This window comes from Streptomyces sp. VNUA24, assembly GCF_029167005.1.
GTDB classification, from domain to species: domain Bacteria; phylum Actinomycetota; class Actinomycetes; order Streptomycetales; family Streptomycetaceae; genus Streptomyces; species Streptomyces scabiei.
In genome coordinates this window covers 9,341,316-9,363,921 of sequence record NZ_CP119143.1, presented here as the reverse complement: position 1 = coordinate 9,363,921, position 22,606 = coordinate 9,341,316, and the positions used below count along the sequence as shown (strand labels likewise).

At 72.8% G+C, this 22,606-nt stretch carries 19 protein-coding genes; 10 read left to right on the top strand and 9 right to left on the bottom strand.

Annotated elements, in window-relative coordinates; all coding sequences use genetic code 11:
• The first annotated feature begins 158 nt into the window (after positions 1-158).
• From PYR72_RS40370 to PYR72_RS40350, 5 genes are all read left to right on the top strand, one after another.
• Positions 159-1,184, top strand: a complete 1,026-nt coding sequence (locus PYR72_RS40370; RefSeq protein ID WP_275459874.1) for a 6-phosphofructokinase — start codon at positions 159-161, stop codon at positions 1,182-1,184.
• 116 nt (positions 1,185-1,300) lie between these two features.
• A complete protein-coding gene (locus tag PYR72_RS40365; RefSeq protein ID WP_275459873.1) occupies positions 1,301-2,245 on the top strand; it encodes a cytochrome c oxidase assembly protein in 945 nt (314 codons plus the stop codon).
• A gap of 231 nt (positions 2,246-2,476) precedes the next feature.
• Complete coding sequence (locus PYR72_RS40360) at positions 2,477-4,396, top strand: DUF6777 domain-containing protein (RefSeq protein WP_275459872.1); 1,920 nt, start codon at positions 2,477-2,479, stop codon at positions 4,394-4,396.
• 16 nt (positions 4,397-4,412) lie between these two features.
• Entirely contained in the window at positions 4,413-6,374 is a 1,962-nt protein-coding gene (locus tag PYR72_RS40355) for a protein kinase (RefSeq protein WP_275459871.1), read from the top strand.
• Between the two features lie 14 nt (positions 6,375-6,388).
• Positions 6,389-6,544, top strand: coding sequence for a hypothetical protein (locus tag PYR72_RS40350; RefSeq protein WP_013005270.1), 156 nt, complete (start codon positions 6,389-6,391; stop codon positions 6,542-6,544).
• A 19-nt stretch (positions 6,545-6,563) separates the two neighbouring features.
• Here the strand turns inward: PYR72_RS40350 and PYR72_RS40345 are convergent, their stop codons facing one another.
• From PYR72_RS40345 to PYR72_RS40330, 4 genes are all read right to left on the bottom strand, one after another.
• Positions 6,564-7,784, bottom strand: coding sequence for a histidine kinase (locus PYR72_RS40345; RefSeq protein WP_275460643.1), 1,221 nt, complete (start codon positions 7,782-7,784; stop codon positions 6,564-6,566).
• 145 nt (positions 7,785-7,929) lie between these two features.
• Entirely contained in the window at positions 7,930-9,675 is a 1,746-nt protein-coding gene (locus PYR72_RS40340; protein WP_275459870.1) for a cation acetate symporter, read from the bottom strand.
• An 85-nt stretch (positions 9,676-9,760) separates the two neighbouring features.
• Positions 9,761-10,120 carry a hypothetical protein gene (locus PYR72_RS40335; protein ID WP_275459869.1) on the bottom strand — a complete coding sequence of 120 codons (360 nt, stop codon included), beginning with the start codon at positions 10,118-10,120 and terminating at the stop codon, positions 9,761-9,763.
• 9 nt (positions 10,121-10,129) lie between these two features.
• Positions 10,130-10,897 carry a LytTR family DNA-binding domain-containing protein gene (locus PYR72_RS40330; RefSeq protein ID WP_275459868.1) on the bottom strand — a complete coding sequence of 256 codons (768 nt, stop codon included), beginning with the start codon at positions 10,895-10,897 and terminating at the stop codon, positions 10,130-10,132.
• 100 nt (positions 10,898-10,997) lie between these two features.
• Between PYR72_RS40330 and PYR72_RS40325 the strand changes: the two genes are divergently transcribed.
• The 3 genes from PYR72_RS40325 (at position 10,998) to rocD (ending at position 13,729) form a co-directional block, all read left to right on the top strand.
• Positions 10,998-11,489 (top strand): Lrp/AsnC family transcriptional regulator, encoded by a 492-nt coding sequence (locus PYR72_RS40325; RefSeq protein ID WP_013005265.1) that lies wholly within the window; start codon positions 10,998-11,000, stop codon positions 11,487-11,489.
• Between the two features lie 123 nt (positions 11,490-11,612).
• Positions 11,613-12,443, top strand: coding sequence for a dimethylargininase (gene ddaH / locus PYR72_RS40320; protein ID WP_275459867.1), 831 nt, complete (start codon positions 11,613-11,615; stop codon positions 12,441-12,443).
• Between the two features lie 59 nt (positions 12,444-12,502).
• Positions 12,503-13,729, top strand: coding sequence for an ornithine--oxo-acid transaminase (gene rocD / locus PYR72_RS40315; RefSeq protein ID WP_275459866.1), 1,227 nt, complete (start codon positions 12,503-12,505; stop codon positions 13,727-13,729).
• 105 nt (positions 13,730-13,834) lie between these two features.
• Here the strand turns inward: rocD and PYR72_RS40310 are convergent, their stop codons facing one another.
• Positions 13,835-15,991, bottom strand: a complete 2,157-nt coding sequence (locus tag PYR72_RS40310; protein ID WP_275459865.1) for a SpoIIE family protein phosphatase — start codon at positions 15,989-15,991, stop codon at positions 13,835-13,837.
• Between the two features lie 474 nt (positions 15,992-16,465).
• Here PYR72_RS40310 and PYR72_RS40305 point away from each other — a divergent pair, with 474 nt between their 5' ends.
• Both PYR72_RS40305 and PYR72_RS40300 read left to right on the top strand, forming a co-directional pair.
• The gene (locus tag PYR72_RS40305; protein WP_013005260.1) at positions 16,466-17,185 is read left to right on the top strand and encodes a lysophospholipid acyltransferase family protein; all 720 of its coding nucleotides are present in this window, start codon (positions 16,466-16,468) and stop codon (positions 17,183-17,185) included.
• 83 nt (positions 17,186-17,268) lie between these two features.
• The gene (locus PYR72_RS40300; protein ID WP_275459864.1) at positions 17,269-18,309 is read left to right on the top strand and encodes an NAD(P)-dependent oxidoreductase; all 1,041 of its coding nucleotides are present in this window, start codon (positions 17,269-17,271) and stop codon (positions 18,307-18,309) included.
• 95 nt (positions 18,310-18,404) lie between these two features.
• Here PYR72_RS40300 and PYR72_RS40295 read toward each other — a convergent pair whose 3' ends face one another.
• From PYR72_RS40295 to PYR72_RS40280, 4 genes are all read right to left on the bottom strand, one after another.
• Entirely contained in the window at positions 18,405-19,994 is a 1,590-nt protein-coding gene (locus PYR72_RS40295) for an alpha/beta hydrolase (protein ID WP_275459863.1), read from the bottom strand.
• 172 nt (positions 19,995-20,166) lie between these two features.
• Positions 20,167-20,964 carry an urease accessory protein UreD gene (locus PYR72_RS40290; protein ID WP_275459862.1) on the bottom strand — a complete coding sequence of 266 codons (798 nt, stop codon included), beginning with the start codon at positions 20,962-20,964 and terminating at the stop codon, positions 20,167-20,169.
• Positions 20,961-21,644, bottom strand: a complete 684-nt coding sequence (gene ureG / locus PYR72_RS40285; protein WP_275459861.1) for an urease accessory protein UreG — start codon at positions 21,642-21,644, stop codon at positions 20,961-20,963. Before ureG ends, PYR72_RS40290 begins: the two co-directional genes overlap by 4 nt.
• Before the next feature lie 285 nt (positions 21,645-21,929).
• Positions 21,930-22,604, bottom strand: a complete 675-nt coding sequence (locus PYR72_RS40280; protein WP_275459860.1) for an urease accessory UreF family protein — start codon at positions 22,602-22,604, stop codon at positions 21,930-21,932.
• Positions 22,605-22,606 lie beyond the last annotated feature (2 nt).

The following is a 22,606-nucleotide window of genomic DNA, read 5'->3' as shown; positions in this document are numbered from 1 at the left end:
TGAAAGCCCGTCTGACCAGGGCTCCGCTCACCTGTGCGGGGGCGTCCAGCAGGCGGACGCCCGCTACGGCCGGGGCCCCCGCCGCCGGTAGGGTGGCGGGGATTCCGGCCGGACAGCGTGGTCCGGTTACCGGCCCACGTCGAGAAGGTATTCGGGCTATGCGCATTGGTGTCCTCACGTCCGGCGGCGACTGTCCCGGACTGAACGCCGTCATCCGGTCCGTCGTGCACCGCGCCGTCGTCGACCACGGCGACGAGGTCATCGGCTTCCGGGACGGCTGGAAGGGTCTGCTGGAGTGCGACTACCTCAAGCTGGACCTGGACGCGGTGGCCGGCATCCTGGCCCGCGGCGGCACGATCCTCGGCTCCTCCCGGGTCCAGCCCTCGCATCTGCGGGACGGGGTGGAGCGGGCCAAGAGCCATGTCGAGGAACTCGGTCTGGACGCGATCATCCCCATCGGCGGTGAGGGCACGCTCAAGGCGGCCCGGCTGATGTCGGACAGCGGCCTGCCCGTCGTGGGCGTGCCGAAGACCATCGACAACGACATCGCGGTCACGGACGTCACCTTCGGCTTCGACACGGCCGTGGGCGTCGCCACGGAGGCCCTGGACCGGCTGAAGACCACCGCGGAGTCCCACCAGCGGGTCCTGGTCGTGGAGGTCATGGGCCGCCACACCGGCTGGATCGCGCTGCACTCCGGCATGGCGGCCGGCGCGCACGCCATCGTCGTCCCCGAGCGGCCCTTCGACATCGAGGAGCTGACCGCGAAGGTCGCCGAGCGGTTCTCGGCGGGCAAGCGGTTCGCGATCGTCGTCGCGGCGGAGGGCGCCAAGCCGAAGGCCGGGTCCATGGACTTCGACGAGGGCGGCAAGGACATCTACGGGCACGAGCGCTTCGCCGGGATCGCCCGTCAGCTCTCGGTCGAGCTGGAGCAGCGCCTCGGCAAGGAGGCGCGGCCGGTGATCCTCGGGCATGTGCAGCGGGGCGGCACACCGACCGCGTACGACCGGGTGCTGGCGACGCGGTTCGGCTGGCACGCGGTGGAGGCCGTGCACCGGGGCGAGTTCGGGAACATGACCGCGCTGCGGGGCACCGACATCGTGATGGTCCCCCTCGCGGAGGCCGTGGAGACGCTGAAGACGGTGCCGGACGAGCGGTACGCCGAGGCGGAGTGCGTGCTCTAGGGGGCCGGTGAGGGCTCAGGAGCGAGGTCCGCCCCCGGTCGTGATCGCGACCGGGGGCGGTTCTAGTCTGGGGGCGGACAGGACAGCACAACCCCCCACGAAGCAGGAGCCGGCGGATGGACCACAGCGGGCACGGTACGGGGCTCTTGCCCTTCACCCTGGGGCGGGGACTCGCGTGGTCGGCCGACCCCTTCTTCCTCGTCGCCTGCCTGGCGGGGCTGGCCCTGTACGCCTGGGGCGTCGTGCGGCTCGTGCGGCGCGGGGACAAGTGGCCGGTGGGGCGGACCGTCGCGTTCGTCGCGGGCGTGCTGCTGGTGATGCTGGTGACGTGCACCGGGCTCAACGACTACGGCATGGTCATGTTCAGCGTGCACATGGTCCAGCACATGGTCGTCAGCATGGTGGCGCCGATCATGCTGCTGCTCGGGGCGCCGGTCACCCTGGCCCTGCGGGCGCTGCCGGTGGCGGGCCGGGGCCGCAAGGGGCCGCGTGAACTGCTGCTGATGTTCCTGCACAGCTGGTACATGAAGATCGTCACGCACCCGGCGTTCACGATCCCGATGTTCATCGCGAGCCTCTACGGGCTGTACTTCACCCCGCTCTTCGACTTCCTGATGGGGTCGACGCCCGGGCACATCGTGATGATGACCCACTTCCTGCTGGTGGGCCTGTTCTTCTTCTGGCCGATCATGGGCGTGGACCCGGGTCCGCACCGGCCGGGCTATCTGATGCGGATGCTGGAACTGTTCGCGGGCATGCCGTTCCACGCGTTCTTCGGCATCGCGCTGATGATGGCGTCCGCCCCGATGGTGAAGACGTACGAGAACCCGCCCGCGTCCCTCGGCATCGACGCGCTCGCCGACCAGAACGCGGCCGGCGGCATCGCCTGGGCGTTCAGCGAGATCCCGTCGGTGCTCGTCCTGCTCGCGCTGCTGTTCCAGTGGTACGGCTCCGAGCAGCGGCAGGCCCGGCGGGCGGACCGCGCGGCCGACCGGGACGGCGACAAGGAACTCGAGGCGTACAACGCCTATCTCGCCTCACTCGACGCACGCGGTCGCTGAGCCGTAATCCCTTTCGGGGCCCCCTTTCTTTGTTCGATCCCGGGACCGCGCTTCTCCCCAATTCCCCTTGACCAAAAGGCTTTTGCTTTCAGTAGCATGATGCCTGCGTCCCGCTTCCACCCTGCGGGACCGCAGGGGAAACCGCCGGGGGGAGCGGCCATGACCATTCATGTGTGCCCACGAACACATTTACGAAAGGCCGGGAAATCGATTGCCCGGAGGATCGCCGTCGTGCTGTGCGGCGCGATACTCCTCAGCGGGTGCGGTGACTCGGCCCCGTCCCTGCTCGCGGTGAAGGCGGTGGCCGCGGGGGTCGCCTCCCTCGCACCCTTCTTCGACGAGGGCGAACGGCTCGGCCGGGACGAACCCCGGCTGACGCCCCTGACACCGCACAGCGGTCTGCAGCAGGGAAACGCGCCCGGTCTGTACGGGGGCACGCAGAAACCCAAGGTCTGCGACGTGCGCAAGCTGGAGGATTTCCTCGCTGCCCCCGAGAACAAGAAAAAGGCTCAGGAATGGGCCCGCGTCACCGGGGTGAAAGCCGACGGCATCGGGCGTTATCTCGACGCGCTCACCCCCGTTCTCCTGCGTCACGACACCCTCGTGAAGAACCACGACTACAAAAAGGGCAGGGCCGTTCCCTTCGACGCGCTCCTGGAGGCCGGAATCGCGGTCCTGGTCGACGACCAGGGGCTGCCCGCCGTGAAGTGCAGCTGCGGAAACCCGCTGCGGGCGTTCGACGCGGACCCCGGACGCATCGACGTGGAATTCCCGGGCGACAAGGAGTGGAAGGGCTACGACGCGTCCGGCGTGGTCGTCGTCGAACCCGCCCCCGAGCAGCTGAAGGAGATCAAGCTCGTCGATGTCGAGGACCCGGGCCGGGGCATCAGCCGGGCGGTCGGCACCACGGGAGAGGCCGACACGACGTTCGACGCGCGGGCACGGCAGGCCGTACCGAAGGTGCGCGGCATGACCTTCGGCGAGGCGAGCGCGGCCCTGGCGGACAGAGGGCTGGCGGTGACGGTCGCCGGGGACGCGCTGCCGCCGGACGACACACCGGTGACGGGGTCCAGCCCCGGGCCGGGCGCCGAGCTGGAGTTCGGCGCCGCGGTGGCCCTGCGGGTGGAGGAGCCGGGCGGGACGGCGGAGGAGAGCGCCAGGGACTCGGGGCCCGAGCCTGGGTCGTCGGTACCGGGATCCGGTTCGGGCTCGGGCTCTGGTTCGGGTCCGGGCGCGGGCGCGGGCTCGGCTTCCGGGTCGGAATCGGGAACGGGATCGGGATCGGAATCGGGATCGGGATCGACGAGGCTGGGGCCGAGCGAGCCGTCGGAGACGGGTGACTCATCGACCGACGGGGGTCCGTCGGAGAGCGGTTCGACGCCGACGGACGGGAATTCTCCACCGGCGGGCGGGGGATCCTCCCCGCCGGACAGCGGTCCGTCGGACAGCGGGACGACATCCGGCACCGGCCCGTCGGGGGGCGGGCCTTCGGGCGGCGGACCCTCGGGCGGCGGGGCATCGGGCGACAGGCCATCGGAGGGCGGGGCTTCGGATGGTGGGCCTTCGGGCGGCGGACCCTCGGACGGCGGGGCATCGGGCGGCGGGGCTTCGGATGGTGGGGCGTCGGATGGTGGACCTTCGGGCGGCGGACCGCCGGACAGTGGGCCCTCGGACGACAAGCCGTCGGACGGTGGACCCTCGGGCGACAGGCCATCGGGCGGCGGGGCGTCGGACAGTGGGCCCTCGGACGACAAGCCGTCGGACGGTGGACCCTCGGGCGACAGGCCATCGGGCGGCGGGGCATCGGATGGTGGACCTTCGGGCGGCGGACCGCCGGGCGGCGAGCCCTCGGGCAGCGGACCGCCGGGGGGCGGGTCGGTGGGTGGGGGGTCGGCGCCCGCCGAGTCGGTCGTTTCTCCGTCGGCCGGCGGGACGCCGTTCGTGCCGTCGCCGTCCACGGCCTCGGAGGAACCCGTACCGGAGCCCGACCCCACACCGAGCCCGTCCGTTCCCTCGTCGGCCTCCGGCCTGTCCACGTCGAGCAGAAGGCCGGCCGCTCCCGAGCCCGGGGCCCCGACGGACACGCCGGGCGCCCCCTGGTGGCCGGGCCTCCCCGTCGAGGCCCCGGCCCAGCCGCCCGTACGGATCTGAACCCCGGGAGTGACCGATGCAGTCAGAAGCACCGCAGTCGGGGGTCGGCCGGGTCATCGCCGACCGGTATCGCCTGCTGCACCGGCTGGGCAGCGGCGGCATGGGCCAGGTCTGGCTGGCGCACGACCGCCGGCTGGACTGCGAGGTGGCGCTCAAGGAGGTCGTGTTCGGCGGTCCGGACGAGGCCGAGCAGGAGCGCGCGGCCCGAGTGGCCCGCGCCCGGGCCGAGGCCCGGCACGCCGCCGGTCTGCGCGCCCACCCGAACGTGGTCACCGTGCACGACGTCCTGGAACACGACGCGCTGCCGTGGATCGTCATGGAGTACGTCCCGGGCGCCCTCGACCTCAAGGCCCTCGTCGACCGGCACGGCGCCCTCGCGCCCGCGGAGTGCGCCCGGATCGGGCTGGCCGTGCTGGACGCGCTGACCGCCGGGCACGAGCGCGGCATCATGCACCGGGACGTCAAGCCGGCCAACATCCTGCTCGCCCCGGACCGCACCGGATCGCCGTACGCACGCGTCCTGCTCACCGACTACGGCATCTCCGTCCAGCCCGACGCCCAGGAGACCCGGCACACCCGGTCGCACGTCCTGGTCGGGACCGCCGGGTATCTCGCGCCCGAGCGGGCGCAGGGCGGGCCGCCGACCGCCGCGTCCGACCTGTTCTCGCTGGGCTGCACGCTCTACCGGGCCGTCGAGGGGTACGGGCCCTTCGACCGTGCCTCCGACATCGCGGCGCTGACCGCCATCGTCCTGGACGAGCCGCGGCCCATGCTGCGGGCCGGTGCGCTGGAGGCGGTACTGACCGCGATGCTCGCCAAGGATCCCGCGCACCGGATCACCGCGGCGGACGCCGAGGCCGCGCTCTCCGCGATCGTCAGGCCCGAGACCCGTCCCCGCACCGGGCCCTTGCCCCGCCCGCGCTGGGCGCACGCGCCCGCACCGGCCGGCCCGGAGGGTCCCGCCCTCCCCCGCCCCGCGCCCGGGACACCGTGGCACGCCCCGTCGGACGGGCCCGGCGGGCAGGACGACTGGTCCCCGCCGGAGCGTCGTTCGTCCGGGGGCCGGGAGCCCGTCCCGCCTCCGCGGACCGCCGGCGACCGTCCCGGCGCCGACGGGCGGGTGCACCGGTACCGCCTCCGGGCCCTTCTCGCGGGGCTGGCCACCGCGCTCGGGCTGGCCTTGGTGGCCGCCGGGGCGTGGCAGGCCGTGGAGAACCTGAGGGACCTGCGGGGTGCGCTGGACGGCAGCGCCGACACCCTGCGTACCGAGCTGCCGTACGGGCGGGCCGTGGGGCTGGTGGAGCCGCTGAGGGACGGCGACTGCGTGGACGTCACCTGGGCCGGCACGCCCTTCGAGGAGGCCGCCCGGCTGCGGGTGGTGCCCTCGTGTGCGGGGCGCGCGATGGACGGCCAGGTGATGGCCTCCTACGAGGCGTCGTCCGCCGAGGACGCCAGGACGGGCGGTGCCGCACGATGCGAGCAGCTCACTGGGGAGGCCCGCGGGAAACTCGTGGACGTCCGTGCCTTCGCCGTCCTGCCCACCGCCGACGGCTTCGACGCCGCCGGGCACCGGGTCGCCTGTCTCCTGCTGGGCGAGCGCAGGCCGGTCTACGGGCCGATCGGGGCGTACCGGACGGTGGGTGAGACGGTGCTGGTGGACGTGGCCACCCTGCAGAAGCAGGACTGTCTCGACCCGATCTCCAGCAACCGGATCCGGCTCGTCTCCTGCCACGACCGCCACCGCCAGAAGGTCCTCGGCTTCTACGAGATGAGCCCCTCGACCACCTACGACGCGGCGCAGGACCAGGCCCTCGCGGCCTGTGTGCGGAACCTGCCGCCGCGGCAGTACGGCCACGAGCCCGGTATCACCGCTTCCGGTTTCTGGATCAGCGAGGACGGCTGGAAAAAGGGCGCGCATTTCGTCGTCTGCACTGTCATTTCCGGTAGTGGGGGCACCATGGAGGGAGAAGAAGCCTGACGAAGGGTGTTGCGATGCCCGGTTCGACGAAGACCATGGGGGTGCTCACCGTCGGTGGGCTGGTCGCGGTGACGGCCTACTCGGTGGCGCTCGGCAGCAATGGCTGGCTGTGGTTCGGATGGGTCTTCCTGGGCCTGCTGACGCTGGGGATGGTGGCGTCGCGCACCTGAGGCTCACCCTCCGTGCTCCTCAGGCCCGGGGCATTCCCCCGTCCGGGTGTACGCCCGGCTGGAACTTGGGCAGCCGGGCGGTGATCTTCATACCCGCGCCGACCGCGGTCTCGATGACGAGGCCGTGGTCGTCGCCGTAGACCTGACGCAGCCGCTCGTCGACGTTGCTGAGGCCGATGCCGCCCGAGGGGCTGGTCTCGCCGGCCAGGATGCGGCGGAGCACCTCCGGCTCCATGCCCACGCCGTCGTCCTCGATGACGACGAGTGCCTCGGCTCCCGCGTCCTGGGCGGTGATGCTGATGTGGCTCTTGCCCGCGGCGGCCACCGTCCTGCCCTCCAGGCCGTGCTTCACCGCGTTCTCCACGAGGGGCTGGAGGCAGAGGAAGGGCAGGGTGACGGGGAGGACCTCGGGGGCTATCTGGAGCGTGACCGAGAGCCGCTCGCCGAAGCGGGCCCGGACCAGTGCCAAGTAGTGGTCGATGGCGTGGAGTTCCTCGGCGAGGGTGGTGAAGTCGCCGTGTCTGCGGAACGAGTAGCGGGTGAAGTCGGCGAACTCCAGCAGGAGTTCACGGGCGCGCTCGGGGTCGGTGCGGACGAACGAGGCGATCACCGCGAGCGAGTTGAAGATGAAGTGCGGGGAGATCTGGGCGCGCAGGGCCTTGATCTCGGCCTCTATCAAACGGGTGCGGGACTGGTCGAGGTCGGCCAGTTCGAGCTGGACGGAGACCCAGCGGGCCACTTCCCCGGCCGCGCGGACGAGCACGGCGGACTCGCGGGGCGCGCAGGCGACGAGGGCCCCGTGGACGCGGTCGTCGACCGTGAGGGGGGCGACGACCGCCCAGCGCACCGGGCAGTCGAGGATGTCGCAGGTCAGCGGGAACGCCTCGCCCCGGCCGGTCTCCAGGGGGCCCGCCAGTCGGCCCATGATGTCGGCGCGGTGGTGCTCGGCCACGCCTTCCCAGGCGAGGACGGACTCGTGGTCGGTGAGGCAGAGGGCGTCCGTGCCGAGCAGGGTGCGCAGCCGTTTGGCGGATCTTCGGGCGGTCTCCTCGGTGAGGCCGGCCCGCAGCGGGGGCGCGGCGAGGCTGGCGGTGTGCAGGGTCTGGAAGGTGGCGTGCTCGACGGGCGTGCCGAGTCCGCCGAGGCTGTTGCGCGGGCGGGCCGTCCGGCGGCCGAGCCAGAACCCGGCGGCGAGCACCGGAAGCAGGGCCACGCAGAAGCCCGCCAGGAACCCGGTCACCTCAGCGCTCATCGCTCACCTCCCGCATGTGATACACCGCTCACCGCCCGTGGGTTCCCTTCCCCCGCTCCCCCGCCCCGAGCAGGCGCTCCCGGCCTTCCCGGCTCCGGGCCCGCCCTGCGGGTACTGCCGCCCCTCCCGTCCCTCAGCGGCGCCACAGTTCGATCTCCTTGGTCGCCGCCCGGGTCCGGCCGCCGACGAGTTCCTCCGGGAGGTGGAAGCGCGCCAGGATGGCCGGTGTCTCCGCCGGGATCCTGCCGGGGGTGGCCAGGGACACCAGGACCATCGTGAGGAAGCCGAGCGGCACGGACCAGAGCGCGGGCCAGGCCAGCAGGGCGTGGAGGGTGCCGGTGCCGGGGTAGCCGGCCATCGTCGCGGCGACCGCGAGGAGCGCCGCGCCGCCGCCGACGAGCATGCCCGCGGCGGCCCCCGGCGGGGTCAGGCGCCGCCACCAGATGCCGAGGACGAGCAGCGGGCAGAAGGAGGAGGCCGACACGGCGAAGGCGAGGCCGACCGCGTCGGCGACGGGCAGCCCGCCGACCAGGCCGCTCGCCGCGAGGGGCACGGCCATGGCGAGGACCGTGCCGAGCCGGAAGTGCCGGACGCCGCGTGCGGGCAGGACGTCCTGGGTGAGCACTCCGGCGACCGCCATGGTCAGACCGGAGGCGGTGGACAGGAACGCGGCGAAGGCGCCGCCCGCGACCAGGGCCCCGAGGAGGTCGCCGCCGAGGCCGCCGATCATGCGGTCCGGGAGGAGGAGGACGGCCGCGTCGGCGTCGCCGGTGAGGGTGAGGTCGGGGGCGTAGAGCCGGCCGAGGGCCCCGTAGACCGGCGGCAGGAGGTAGAAGAAGCCGATCATGGCGAGGACGACGACCGTGGTGCGGCGGGCGGCGACGCCGTGCGGGCTGGTGTAGAAGCGGACGACGACGTGGGGCAGGCCCATGGTGCCGAGGAAGGTGGCGAGGATCAGCCCGTAGGTGGCGTACAGGGGACGTTCCTCGCGGCCGGCGGCGAGGGAGGTGGACATGCCGCCGTTGGTGCCCCGGTCGGCGACGGGGACGGTGTCGCCCTCGCCGAAGGTCAGCCGGGTGCCCCGGTCGACGCGGTGGGTGCCGGCGGGCAGGTCCACCCGCCGGTCGTCGTGGCGGCGGCCGTCGACCGTGCCGGTGACGGTGACGGTGAGCGGGCCGGCGAGCTTCAGGTCGAGGGTCTCGTCGACACGGACGACACGCTGTTCACGGAACTCGGCGGGCTCGTCGAAGACGTGCCGCGGGGCGCCGTCGGCCTGCCAGGCGAGGACGAGGAAGAGCGCGGGGACGAGCAGGGCGGTGAGTTTCAGCCAGTACTGGAAGGCCTGGACGAAGGTGATGCTGCGCATGCCTCCGGCGGCGACGGTGGCGGACACGACCACGGCGACGATGACACCGCCGAGCCAGGAGGGCGCGTCGGTGAGCACGCTCAGCGTGAGTCCCGCGCCCTGCAGTTGGGGCAGCAGGTAGAGCCAGCCCACGCCGACGACGAAGGCCCCCGCGAGCCGCCGTACGGTCTTGGAGGCGAGCCGGGCCTCGGCGAAGTCCGGCAGCGTGTAGGCACCGGAGCGGCGCAGCGGGGCGGCGACGAACAGCAGCAGGACGAGGTAGCCGGCGGTGTAGCCGACCGGGTACCAGAGCATGTCGGGGCCCTGGACGAGGACGAGGCCGGCGATGCCGAGGAAGGAGGCGGCGGACAGGTACTCGCCGCTGATCGCGGCCGCGTTGAGCCGGGGGCCGACCGTGCGGGAGGCGACGTAGAAGTCGGAGGTGGTGCGGGAGATGCGCAGGCCGAAGGCGCCGACGAAGACGGTCGCCACGACGACGAGGGCGACCGCGGGGACGGCGTAGTTCTCGTTCATGCCTTGCTTCCGGTCTCCTCGCTCACTCGGTCCACTCGGTCCACTCGGTTCACCGTCGGCGTCGCCGCTGTCTCCACCGCGGTCCTCAGCGGTCCTCGACGAGCCGGACGAGGTCCTGTTCGTTGCGTTCGGCGCGGCGTACGTGCCAGAGGGCGAGGAGGACCAGCGGCGGGTAGACGCCGAAGCCGAGCAGGGCCCACTCCAGGCCCGCGCCGTCCGGTATCGCGGCGAAGACCAGGGGCAGCGGGGCGACCAGCAGGACGAGGACCGCGAACACGGCGAGGGCGGCGCGGAGCTGGCTGCGCATGAGGGAGCGGACGTAGGTGTGGCCGAGGGTGGTCTGTTCGTCGATCTCGGTGCGCGGGCGGTGGTGGCCCGAGCCGCGCCGGGTGCGGCGGGGCACTCCGGTGACGACGACACGGCGTTCGGCGGGATCGTGGGGCATGGCGGCTCCTCAGCCCGTGGTCCGGCGCATCAGCAGATCGCGCAGCTCGCGTGCGTGGCGGCGGCTGACCTGGAGCTCCACGGGACCGACGAGGACACTCACCGTGCCCGCGTCCAGGCGGAGTTCGCCGACGTGCCGCAGGGCGACGAGGTGCCGGCGGTGGATGCGCACGAAGCCGCGTGCGCGCCAGCGCTCCTCGAGGGTGGACAGGGGGATGCGGACGAGGTGGCTGCCCTGGGGGGTGTGGAGCCGGGCGTAGTCGCCCTGGGCCTCCACGTGCGTGATGTCGGCGACGGCGACGAAGCGGGTGACACCGCCGAGTTCGACGGGTATCTCGTCGGGGTCGGGTTCGTGGACGGGGATCGGCGGGGCCGTGGCGGTCGCCGTGTCACGGAGCTGGGCGGCCCGGCGTATCGCCTCGGCGAGGCGCTCCCGGCGGACGGGCTTGAGGACGTAGTCGACGGCCTTGAGGTCGAACGCCTGGACGGCGAAGCCCTCGTGCGCGGTGACGAAGACGACGAGCGGGGGGCGGGCGAAGCCGGTGAGGAGACGGGCGAGGTCGAGGCCGTCGAGGCCGGCCATGTGGATGTCGAGGAAGACGACGTCGATCGCCTCCGGCCCCTGGGGCCCGGACTCCAGGGCACGGTTGATCCTCCGCAGTGCCTCGGTGGCGTCGCTCGCTCCCTCGGCGCTGCCGACCCGTGGATCGGCGTTCAGCAGGTACAGCAACTCCTCCAGGGAGGGTTTCTCGTCATCGACGGCGAGCGCGCGCAGCATGAACGTGGAGTGTAGGAGCAATTCGTACGCCTGCACACGGGCGCGCGCCGAGCCCTTCGCAGCGGGGGCCGCGGGGCCCCTCCCTGGATACAGTGCCCGCATGAGCAGCAAGTCCGCGGCGTTCGACGAACTCGACCGCAAGATCATCACGGCGTTGATGGCGAACGCGAGGACCAGCTTCGCCGAGATCGGGGCGGCTATCGGCCTTTCGGCCACCGCGGTGAAGCGGCGGGTGGACCGGTTGCGCGAGACCGGGGTGATCACCGGGTTCACGGCGACCGTGCAGCCGGCGGCGCTCGGCTGGCGCACGGAGGCGTACGTGGAGGTGTACTGCGAGGGCGCGGCGCCGCCCCGGCGGCTCGCGGAGGTCGTGCGCAACCATCCGGAGATCACGGCGGCGATGACGGTGACCGGCGGCGCGGACGCGCTGCTGCACGTCCGGGCGATAGACGTGGAGCACTTCGAGGAGGTGCTGGAGCGGATCCGCACCGAGCCGTTCATCCGGAAGACGATCAGTTACATGGTGCTGTCGCACCTGCTGCCGGAGGCTCCGGAGGCCGGGGCCACCCAGGACGCAGCGAACGTGCGCTGAGCCGAGCCGACACGCAGCATTACTGCGCGAACACGCAACGTTCGTTTCTTGTCGTGCGCCTGGCCTGATTCTTACCGTGGTGTCATCCCCGTCGACACCCGTCAGGAAGCGGAGAAACCCTCTGTGCCCGACAGCCGTGTGCCGCGCCTTCGGCGCTTTCTCGTCTGCGAACCCAGACATTTCGCCGTGCAGTACTCGATCAATCCGTGGATGCATCCGGACACCCCCGTGGACGTCGATCTGGCCCAGGACCAGTGGCGGGAGCTGATCCACGCCTACCGCACCCTCGGCCACACCGTGGAGACCGTGGAGCCGGTGGCGGCGCTGCCCGACATGGTGTTCGCGGCCAACTGCGCGCTCGTCCTCGGCGGCCGGGTCCTCGGCTCGCTGTTCCACGCGCCCGAGCGGCGCCCCGAGTCCACCGCGTACGACGCCTGGTTCGAGAGCGCCGGGTACGACGTGCTGCGCTCCGAGTCGGTGTGCGAGGGCGAGGGCGATCTGGTGCCGACCGGCCGCTATCTGCTCGCCGGGACCGGCTTCCGCACCACCCGCGAGGCCCATCGCCAGGCGCAGGAGTTCTTCGGCGTCCCGGTGATCAGTCTGCAGCTCGTGGACCCGCGTTTCTACCATCTGGACACCGCGCTGTTCGTCCTCGACGACGGGAGCGACGGCTCGGCGGGCAACATCGCCTACTACCCGGAGGCGTTCTCCCCCGGCAGCCGTGCCGTCCTCGCCCGGCTCTACCCGGACGCGGTGATCGCGACCCGCGAGGACGCCATGGCGTTCGGCCTGAACTCGGTCTCCGACGGCCGCCACGTCTTCATCTCGCCCCGCGCCAAGGATCTGGCCGACCGGCTCACCCGGCTGGGCTACGTTCCCGTCCCCGTCGACCTGTCGGAGTTCCAGAAGGCCGGCGGCGGCATCAAGTGCGTCACACAGGAGATCCGCCCATGACCCGGGAGACCCGCCGCCCGGTTCGTGCGACCCGCCCCCTGACCGTTGGAGGTCCGCTCATGACCGCTCCCGCCCCCACGCGCTCGTCGGCCGACCTCATCCGCGCCGAGGAACCCGTCCTCGCGCACAACTACCACCCGCTGCCCGTGGTCGTGGCCCGTGCCGAGGGCACCTGGGTGGAGGACGTCGAGGGCCGACGCTATCTGGACATGCTGGCCGGCTACTCCGCCCTCAACTTCGGCCACCGCCACCCGGCGCTGATCGACGCCGCGCACCGCCAGCTCGACACGCTCACCCTCACCTCGCGGGCCTTCCACAACGACCGGCTCGCCGGGTTCGCCGCGTCCCTGGCCGAGCTGACCGGGCTGGACATGGTGCTGCCGATGAACACCGGCGCCGAGGCCGTGGAGAGCGCGATCAAGGTGGCCCGCAAGTGGGCGTACGAGGTGAAGGGCGTCCCCGCCGACCGGGCCACGATCGTCGTCGCCGCCGACAACTTCCACGGCCGTACGACGACCATCGTCAGCTTCTCCACCGACCCGGTCGCCCGTGACGGCTTCGGGCCCTTCACCCCCGGCTTCCGGGTGGTCCCGTACAACGACCTCGCCGCGCTGGAGGCGGCGATCGACGAGACGACGGCCGCGGTGCTGATCGAGCCCATCCAGGGCGAGGCGGGCGTGCTCATCCCCGACGACGGTTATCTGCGCGGGGTGCGCGAGCTGACCCGCCGCACCGGCTGTCTGTTCGTGGCGGACGAGATCCAGTCGGGCCTCGGCCGCACCGGCCGTACGCTCGCCGTCGAGCACGAGGACGTCCTGCCCGACGCCGTCCTGCTCGGCAAGGCGCTCGGCGGCGGCATCGTGCCCGTGTCGGCGGTGGTGGCCCGCCGGGAGGTGCTGTCGGTACTGCGTCCGGGCGAGCACGGCTCGACGTTCGGCGGCAACCCGCTCGCGGCGGCGGTCGGTTCGGCGGTGGTCGAGCTGCTGCGCACCGGGGAGTTCCAGCAGCGGGCCGCCGAACTGGGCGGGGTCCTGCGGGAGGGGCTCACGGAACTGGTCGGCCGGGGCGTGGTCGGCTTCCGGGCGCGCGGGCTGTGGGCGGGCGTCGACGTCGACCCCGCGATCGGCACGGGCCGCGAGATCAGCCGGCGCCTCATGGCGGCGGGCATCCTCGTCAAGGACACCCACGGCTCCACCATCCGCCTGGCCCCGCCCCTGACCATCACGGCCGCGGAACTGCGGTCCGCGCTGGGCACGTTGGGGAAGGTGCTGGAGGCCGGTTCCTGACGGAGGGTCCCGCCCGGGTCGGCCCTGTGAGACCGCCCGTCGACTCGCACCACGTCCGGCCCGAACACCAGATGTGACGTGCCGGGACACCGCTGCCGGGCGGGGTCAGGCGGCGCGGTGGGGTCGCAGCAGGAACAGGGCGATGTCGTCGGTGTGCCGACCGGTGGGGCGGGTGTGGCGGACCAGGCTGTCCACCAGCTGGTGCAGCGGGAGGTCGCCGGCCCGGCCGAGGTGCTGGGCGAGGTCGGCGATGGTCCGGCTCATGTCGGTGCCGGGGTCCTCCACCAGTCCGTCCGTGTAGAGGGCGAGCAGTGTCTCCGGGGCCAGGGACAGCGTGGTGAGCGGGTAGACGGGGCTGCCGACGCCGATGCCGAGCGGGGGGCCGGGGCGGATGTCCACCGGATGGCTGCGCCGGTCGGGGTGGCGCACCAGCGGCGGCGGATGTCCGGCGCTGGCGAGGGTGGCCTGGCGGCGGCCGAGGTCGAGGTGGGCGTAGAGGCAGGAGACGAAGCGGCTGGCGTTGAGGTCGGCCAGGTCGCGGTCGGTGCGGGCCAGGACCTGGTCGGGAGCGGCACCGGCGGTGGCGTGGGAGTGGACGGCCATGCGGACCTGGCCCATGAGGGCGGCCGCCGTGATGTCGTGTCCCTGCACGTCGCCGATGACCGCGGCGGCCGTGGTGTCGGTGAGACGGATCAGGTCGTAGAAGTCGCCGCCGATGTCCATGCCGTGGCTGGCGGGCAGATAGCGGGCGGCGACGTCGAGCCCGGCCACGGCGGGCAGGGCGTGGGGCAGCAGGGTCTGCTGCAGAGCGTGCGCGAGGTTGTGCTTGGCGTCGTAGAGGCGTGCGCGGTCCAGGGCCTGGGCGATGAGCCCGGCGAGGGGCGTGAGGATCGAGCGCTCACCGGCGGTGAACGGGTGCGGCTCGTCGTAGGCGAGCAGGAGGCAGCCGATGGGGTGCCCGGAGCTGAGCAGCGGCAGGAAGGCCCAGGCGTGCTTGTCGGTGATCTGCGGGGCCCTGGGATAGAAGCGGGACAGTTCACCCCGGTCGGCGAAGAACGAGGAGGCACCGGTGGTCAGGACACGGCCGGCCGGGGTCAGATCGGCGTCCGCGGGCATGCCGTCGAACTGCTCGATGACGGCGGGGTCGTAGCCGCGGTGCCCGATGATCTGGATGCGGCCGGCGTCGGCGGTGGACATGATCATGCCGTGGGCGCCGAACGCGGGCAGGATCCGTTCGGCGACGAGGTCGACGACGTCCTGGACGCCGAGGGTGTCGGTCAGGGCGGCGGCCAGGGCCATCAGCAGGTGGATGCGGCTGTGCGACGGGGGTCCGGTGAGCGCGGGCCGCGTGTCGTCCGGCCCGGCCCCGGAGACGGACCCGGGGTCGGGCGCGGGCCGCGCGCCGAGGGGGCGGGAAGCGAGGTGGGGGGAGATGAGCACGCTGGTGCCGTTGTCGTCCGTGTGCAGGCGCAGATCGAGCCGACGGCCCGGAGGGCGCACCACGGTCAGGGCGACCGGCTCGCGGCTGCTCATGGCGGTGCGGTAGGCGTCCATGTACGCGATGTCGTCGAGCCAGGTCAGGGACTGCCACGGCTGGGTTCCCAGCAGGCGCTCCGCCGGTCCGCCCAGCAGGTCGGCGGCCGCGGCATTGACGTAGGCGACGCATCCTCCCAGGTCGAGGGCGAGGATGCCGAGCGGCAGACGTTCCACCATCTCGGCCGCGGCGCGTCCGGACTGGGGGACGGGGGTGTCGCGGTGCGGCCGCACGAAGCGGGGCCGGTCCGGGACGACCGGCGGCAGGGCCTGCGCGTCCAGCACCCGGGCGATACGGCGGGCGCTGAAGGCGATGTTCCCGCGCTCCCGGCGGCCGAGCCGGGGGGAACGTCCGGGTGCCCACCCGAGCAGCAGCGCGCCCCGGCAGTGCCTGATCCCGCCGAGCGGGTGGACGGCGAACGCGACCTGGTAGGGGATGCCCGCCGCGACGCGCGGATAGCAGCGGGCCAGTTCCTCCAGGGAACTGACCCAGACGAGCCGGTCGTTGCGGACCGCGTCCTGGCTCGGGCCGTGCACGGAGAAGGGGGCCCGCCACCACGGGGCGAAGGCGTCGACCGGTACGCCGCACAGCGCGAGCAGGCCCAGTGTGGTTTCCGCCGGATCCAGCACGTAGACGCCGCCGAAGCGGGCTCCGGTGCGGCGCACCGCCGCCGCCAGGCTCTCGCCCAGCGGATCGTCCGCACCCGGACGCCCACCGGACCCGGTCATGCGGCGCAGCACCTGACGCCCATATCCAGACGCTAAGCCAGCACGGGGGCGACGGCATGTGGATCAGGAGCACGGCCGGCCCGGGGCGGCGCTCCCCGCCGTCGGACGTCCGGGGCGGGGCGCGGCCCCGCTGCCGCCGCCGGACGCTTCGACGCCGTTCGGCGGGCCGCACACCCGCGTCCGCCGCCCACGCGGTTCGGCCAGAAGTCAGCGCGGGACGACGTGGGCGCCTCCGGGTGCTCCCGGTGACGCGGCACGGCGGGCTACGATCACACTGTCGACACGCGGGACGGGGCTCACCAGCGCTCATGGCGCCTGACGCAACGTCAGCGACGTCAGCGAGGAGTCAGCGTGAGCACGATCGGACCCGGCCGCGGACGGGCTCTGCCCCCGGAGGGATCGCGAGCGCGCATGTCTTCCGTGTCCTGGCGGAACACGTCCACAGAGTCGATCGGGTAGCGCGAGGGAGACGCCGTGTTCTATTACCTGCTCAAATACGTGCTTCTGGGTCCGCTGCTGCGACTGGTCTTCCGGCCTCGCATCGAGGGCCTCGAACACGTCCCGTCCACGGGCGCGGCCATCGTCGCGGGCAACCACCTGTCCTTCTCGGACCACTTCCTGATGCCCGCGATCCTCAAGCGGAGGATCACGTTCCTGGCGAAGGCCGAGTACTTCACCGGTCCGGGTCTCAAGGGCCGGCTGACCGCGTTCTTCTTCCGCAGCGCCGGGCAGATCCCGGTCGACCGCTCCGGCAAGGAGGCCGGTCAGGCCGCCATCCGCGAGGGGCTCGGTGTGCTGAGCAAGGACGAACTCCTCGGCATCTACCCGGAGGGCACCCGCTCCCACGACGGCCGCCTCTACAAGGGCAAGGTCGGCGTCGCGGTCATGGCGCTCAGGGCCAAGGTGCCCGTCATCCCCTGCGCCATGATCGGCACCTTCGAGGCGCAGCCCCCGGGCAAGGTCATCCCCAACATCCACCCCGTCGTCATCCGCTTCGGCAAGCCGCTCGACTTCTCGCGCTACGAGGGCATGGAGAGCGAGAAGGCCGTGCTGCGCGCGATCACCGACGAGATCATGTACGCGATCCTGTCGCTCTCCGACCAGGAGTACGTCGACCAGTACGCGGCCGTGGTGAAGGCGGAGGAGGCCGCGGCGGCCAAGGAGCGCAGGTTCCCGCGCATGCCGCTGAGTTGACCGGTTCCCGGACCCCCGCCGGGGTGTTCTGCCGGTAGCAGAGCACCCCGGCGGACCGGGGGCGGGCGCCGTACGGTCGGGGCATGACACGACGTGCTGTGGTGATCGGGGCGACGGGACAGATCGGGCGCGCGGCCGTGGGCGCGCTGGCGCGCGACGGCTGGGCGGTGACCGCCCTCTCGCGGGGCGGCGGCCGGGACGCGGGGTGGCCCGAGGAGGTGCGGGCGGTACCGGCCGACCGTGAGGACGACGCGGCCCTGACGACGGCGATCGGCGACGACTGCGACGTCCTGGTCGACGTGGTCGCCTACGGCCCCGCACACGCCCGGCAGTTGCTCGCGCGGTCCGACGGGGTCGGGTCGGCGGTCGTCGTCTCCAGCGTGTCGGTGTACGAGGACGACAAGGGCCGTACCTTCGACACCCAGGCCGAGCCCGGCGGCTTTCCCGAGTACCCCGTGCCCCTTCCCGAGAGCCAGCGCACGATCCGGCCCGGCGATACCTCGTACAGCACCCGCAAGGCGGGCCTGGAGCGTGAACTCCTCGCCGGGGGCGACCGGTTGCCCACGACCCTGCTGCGCGCGGGCGCGGTCCACGGGCCGCACGGCCGGACACCGCGCGAGCTGTACTTCGTGAAGCGCAACCTGGACGGCCGGCCCCGCCGGATCCTCGCGTACGGCGGCGAGAGCCGTTTCCACCCGGCGAGCGTCCACAACATCGCCGAGCTGGTCCGGCTGGCCGCCGCCCGGCCCGGCACCCGGGTGCTGAACGCCGTCGACCCCGAGGCGCCGACGGTCGTGGAGATCGCCGCGGCCATCGACGCGGTGATGGGAGTCGACGCGGAGAACGTCCTGGTGGACGGCCCCGCCCCGGCTCCCACCGTGGGCGACACGCCCTGGTCGGTGCCGGTGCCGGTGGTGTGCGACATGTCGGCGGCGGAGCGGGAGCTGGGCTACCGCCCGGTGGTCCGGTACGCGCGGTCGCTGCCGGAGACGGTCGCGTGGATCGAGAGCCGGCTGGCGGGCGGACGGGACTGGCGGGCGGCGTACCCGAGGATGGCCGAGGTCTACGGGGACCTCTTCGCCTACGCGGCGGAGGACGCGTGGCTGGCGGGGCGCCCGGCGTGACGGTGTGAGCGCAGGGAGAAGGGGGCGACCGGGGTGTCCCGGTCGCCCCCTTTCCGTCACGTCACCTCGGTCACGTCACGGGACCACGGCGGGTCCTACGGAGCGGGCGTGGCGTGCGGCGCGCACGTCACGTCGGCCCCGCCCACCTCACCGGTGAGCAGGTAGGTGTCCACCCGCTCGTTGACGCACGGGTTCACCAGGCCGGTGACGCCGTGGGAGCCCGCGTTCTGCTCCGTGACGAGACGGGAGCCCTTGAACCGCTTGTGCAGCTCGACGGCACCCTCGTACGGCGTGGCCGCGTCCCGCTCGGACTGGACGATCAGGACGGGCGGCAGGCCCGCCTTGGTCTTCACGTTCAGCGGGGTGTACTGCTTCGACCCCCAGGTGGCGCACGGCAGGTTCATCCAGGCGTTGGCCCAGGTCATGAACGGGTGGTCCCGGTGCAGCCGGGTGTTGTCGCGGTCCCACTTCCGCCAGCTGGTGGGCCACTTGGCGTCGGTGCACTCGACCGCCGTGTAGACGGCGTTGCCGTTCTCCGAGGCCGCGTTGCCCGCGGTGTCGGAGAGGTCCGGGGCGGCCGCGTCGACCAGCGCCTGGGTGTCACCGGCGGCGTACTTGCTCCAGACCCGGGCGGTGGGCGCCCACGAGGAGTCGTAGTACGGGGCGCTCTGGAAGAAGGAGATCAGCTCGGCCGGGCCGACGAGCCCGCCGAGCGGCTTCTTCTTCGCGGCGGCCCGCAGCTCCAGCCACTTCGCCTGCACCTTGGCCCGGGTGTTCCCGAGGTGGTACGTCGCGTCGTTCTGCGCGACCCACTTCGTCCAGTCCTGCCACCGGCCCTCGAAGGCGACGTCCTGGTCCAGGTTGGCCTGGTACCAGATCTTCTCGCGGGAGGGGTTCACCACGCTGTCGACGATCATGCGGCGCACGTGGTCCGGGAAGAGCGTGCCGTAGACGGCGCCGATGTAGGTGCCGTACGAGACACCGAGGAAGTTGAGCTTCTTCTCCCCCAGGGCGGCCCGGATGACGTCCAGGTCACGCGCGGTGTTCGGCGTCGTCATGTGGGGCAGCATCTCGCCGCTGCGCTCCCGGCAGCCCGCCGCGTAGTCGGCCGCGAGCCCCCGCTGCTTGAGCTTGTCGGCCTCGGAGTCCGGGACCGGGTCCATCTTGGGCGCCTTCACGAACTCCTGCGGGTCGACGCAGGAGATGGGCGCCGACTTGCCGACTCCGCGCGGGTCGAAGCCCACGAAGTCGTACGCCTTGGACGTCTTGGCCCACAGCGGGGCCTTGGTGGTGACCCGGCGCGGGAAGCGCAGGCCCGAGCCGCCCGGGCCGCCCGGGTTGTAGACGAGCGCGCCCTGGCGCTCCTCCTTCGTACCGGTGCTGCCGATACGGTCCACCGCCAGCTGGATCTGCTTGCCGTTCGGCTTGGCGTAGTCCAGCGGCACGGAGACCCAGCCGCACTTGATCGGCTTCTCCAGGCCCCAGCCCTCGGGGCAGTCCTGCCAGTCGATGCCCTTCTTCGCCGCCCTCTCGGCGGCGAGGGCGACGCCCTTGGCCTCGCGGTTCTGCGCTCGCGCGCTGTCCGCGGCGTTTGCCACGGGGGCGGCGACGGCACCCGCTATCAGCGTCGCCGTGACGAGCAGTCCGGCGGAGCCGAACGCTGCCGCCCTTCTGGTCGGCCTCATACCTCTCAAGAGGAAACTCCCCGTACATCGTTGCGAAGATGCGACATGGTCACGGGGATCCTCGTACCTGTCAGGTACCTGAGAACAGAGGCCGGAACAGTTCTTTACTAATCCGATAACCGGTGCGGAAAGTCCCGTTCAGCGGATGAGTGCGGACCCGGTCCGCCACTCCTCAGCCGTCCAGTTCGGCCAGGGCGTCGTCGAGTACGCGCCGCAGCCTCAGCGCGTCGGGCGCGAGCGCGCTGACGAGCACGGCCGGCCCGGCGAGCGGGGTGAGCACGGCGGTCTCCCCCAGCACCTTCGGCCCGGGCGCCCGCTCGGCGAACTCCGGCCGTACGACCAGGAGTTGCCCCAACGCCCGATGCCCGCCCAGCACGGCGGGCCCGTCCCAGCCACCGGGAGCCCCCGGCCCGCAGGACACCTGCTGGTCGAGCAACGGCCGCCCGCCCGACCACACCCCGAGCCGGCTGGTGAGCCGCCCGGGCTCCTCCCCGGACCGGCCGAGCACCTGCTCCTCCCGGAAGACCAGCCGCGCGCCCTCGGCGAGTTCCACCCGCGTCGACACGTACAGGTCGCTGCCCTTCGCCGAGATCAACTGCTCGGGCAGCCAGCGCAGTTCACCTCCGGTGGCGACCTCGATCCGTACGCCGTAGTGGGCCTCGCCCTTGGCCTGGCCGGGCAGCGCGATGGTCGCGGCGGCCGACCCGACATGCAGCCGCGCCCCGGCGCCGACCTCCGCCTCGACGGCGAAGCGGTCCCCGCCGAGCGGCCCGCTCATGGCCCCGACCAGCATGACCCGGGCCTCGTCGCCACTCCCCCGTGTACGGCGCAGGGCCAGGGGCCCGTCGCTCTCCAGTACGGGCAGGGCGGTGCCGCCCCGCCCGTCCGCGCGGGCCGTGAGCCGGGCGGTGGCGCTGACGCCGGTCGTCCCGCGGGCCCTCGCCACGGCGGAGTGCGGGGCCGACGTCATGCCGTCCACGCCGCGAGCTGCCCGCGCACCCAGGCGGCGACGTCCGTTACGCCCGCCTCGGTGCGCAGCGACTGGAACACCACCGGCAGTTCGGCCCGCTGCGCCTTCGCGTCCGCGGCCATCCGGGCGAGGTCGGAGCCGACGTACGGCGCGAGGTCCGTCTTGTTGACGACGAGCAGATCGGCGGTGGTGACGCCGGGGCCGCCCTTGCGCGGGATGTCGTCCCCGCCGGCCACGTCGATGACGAAGACCTGTGCGTCGACGAGACCCCGGGAGAAGGTGGCGGTGAGGTTGTCGCCGCCGGACTCGACGAGGATGAGGTCGAGCGGCCCGACCTCGTCCTCCAGGTCCTCCACCGCCTCCAGGTTCGCGGAGATGTCGTCCCGGATCGCCGTGTGCGGGCACGCGCCCGTCTCCACGGCGGTGATCCGCTCGGGCGGCAGTACGGCCTCGCGCAGCAGGAACTCGGCGTCCTCGCGCGTGTAGATGTCGTTGGTCACGACCGCGAGCGACAGCTCGTCCCGCAGCGCGCGGCAGAGCGCGGCGACGGTGGCGGTCTTGCCGGACCCGACGGGCCCGCCGAGCCCGATCCGCAGGGCCCGCCGTGTCCCGTCGGGCCGCCGCGCGTCCGCGCCGAGTGCGGTGGGGCCGTCGTGGGGGTGGGAGTGGTCGAGATGCATAGGGGACTCCTTGGCCGTGGGTCGCGGACGGGGGTGGGTGGGACGGTCGTGGGGCGGGTGCGGGTGAGTGGGGGCTGGTCGCGCAGTTCCCCGCGCCCTTAAAAGCATCAGGCCCCTGCGGGCCTGAAAGCCACCGGCCCTGCGGGCCTGAAAAGCGCGGGGCGCAGCCCCTGCTTTTCAGGGGCGCGGGGAACTGCGCGAGAAGCCCCACCGGGCGGACGTATGGGGGCGAGGGGCGCAGCCCCTCAAGGATGGGACGGGTAGGGGCGGCGGGGGCGAGGAGACTCAGGAAGCGAACAACCGCACGGACCACCCCGCATGAACCTCCGCACCGATCTCCAACAACGGCCCGGACGCCGCAGGCAGACACTCCACCCCCGCCCGCCCCACCCCCCGAGCCGCGTCGACCGCCTCCCCCACCACCACATCCAGCTCGGGAGCCAACCGCGCCAACACCCCGGTCGCGTCGAACGGATCGAGACTCAGCAACCGCACCACCGCACTCGCCGCCCCGCTCACACTCTCGTACGCCGAGCAGTACGCCGCGTCGTCCGCCCCCAGCCCGGCCGCCCTGGCCACCACCCCCAGCACCACCGGCTGGTGTGCCCCCTTGGGGAACTCCCCTGCCAGCGCGTCCAGTTCCGCCGACGGCCAGGTCGCCCGCGCCGCCCGCATCAACTGCCGCCCCAGCTTCCGTGAAGCACCCCGGAGGGCGACGGAGGGCGTCCGGGCGTCGGCGGCGGCGTCCAGGGCCGTCGGATCCACGCCGAGCGCGGCGGCGGCGGCCAGTCCCGCCGCCACCAGCCCGGCCGTGTGCAACCGCCCCCGGCAGAAAGCCTCCAGCCCCTCCGCCCCGGTGATCAGCCCGGCCTTGACGGCCGCCTCGGCCCCGCCGGAGTGCGCGTGCCCTCCGGCGGGGAACCGGCCGTCGGCCAGGACCAGCAGCGCGGCCCTAGACATCG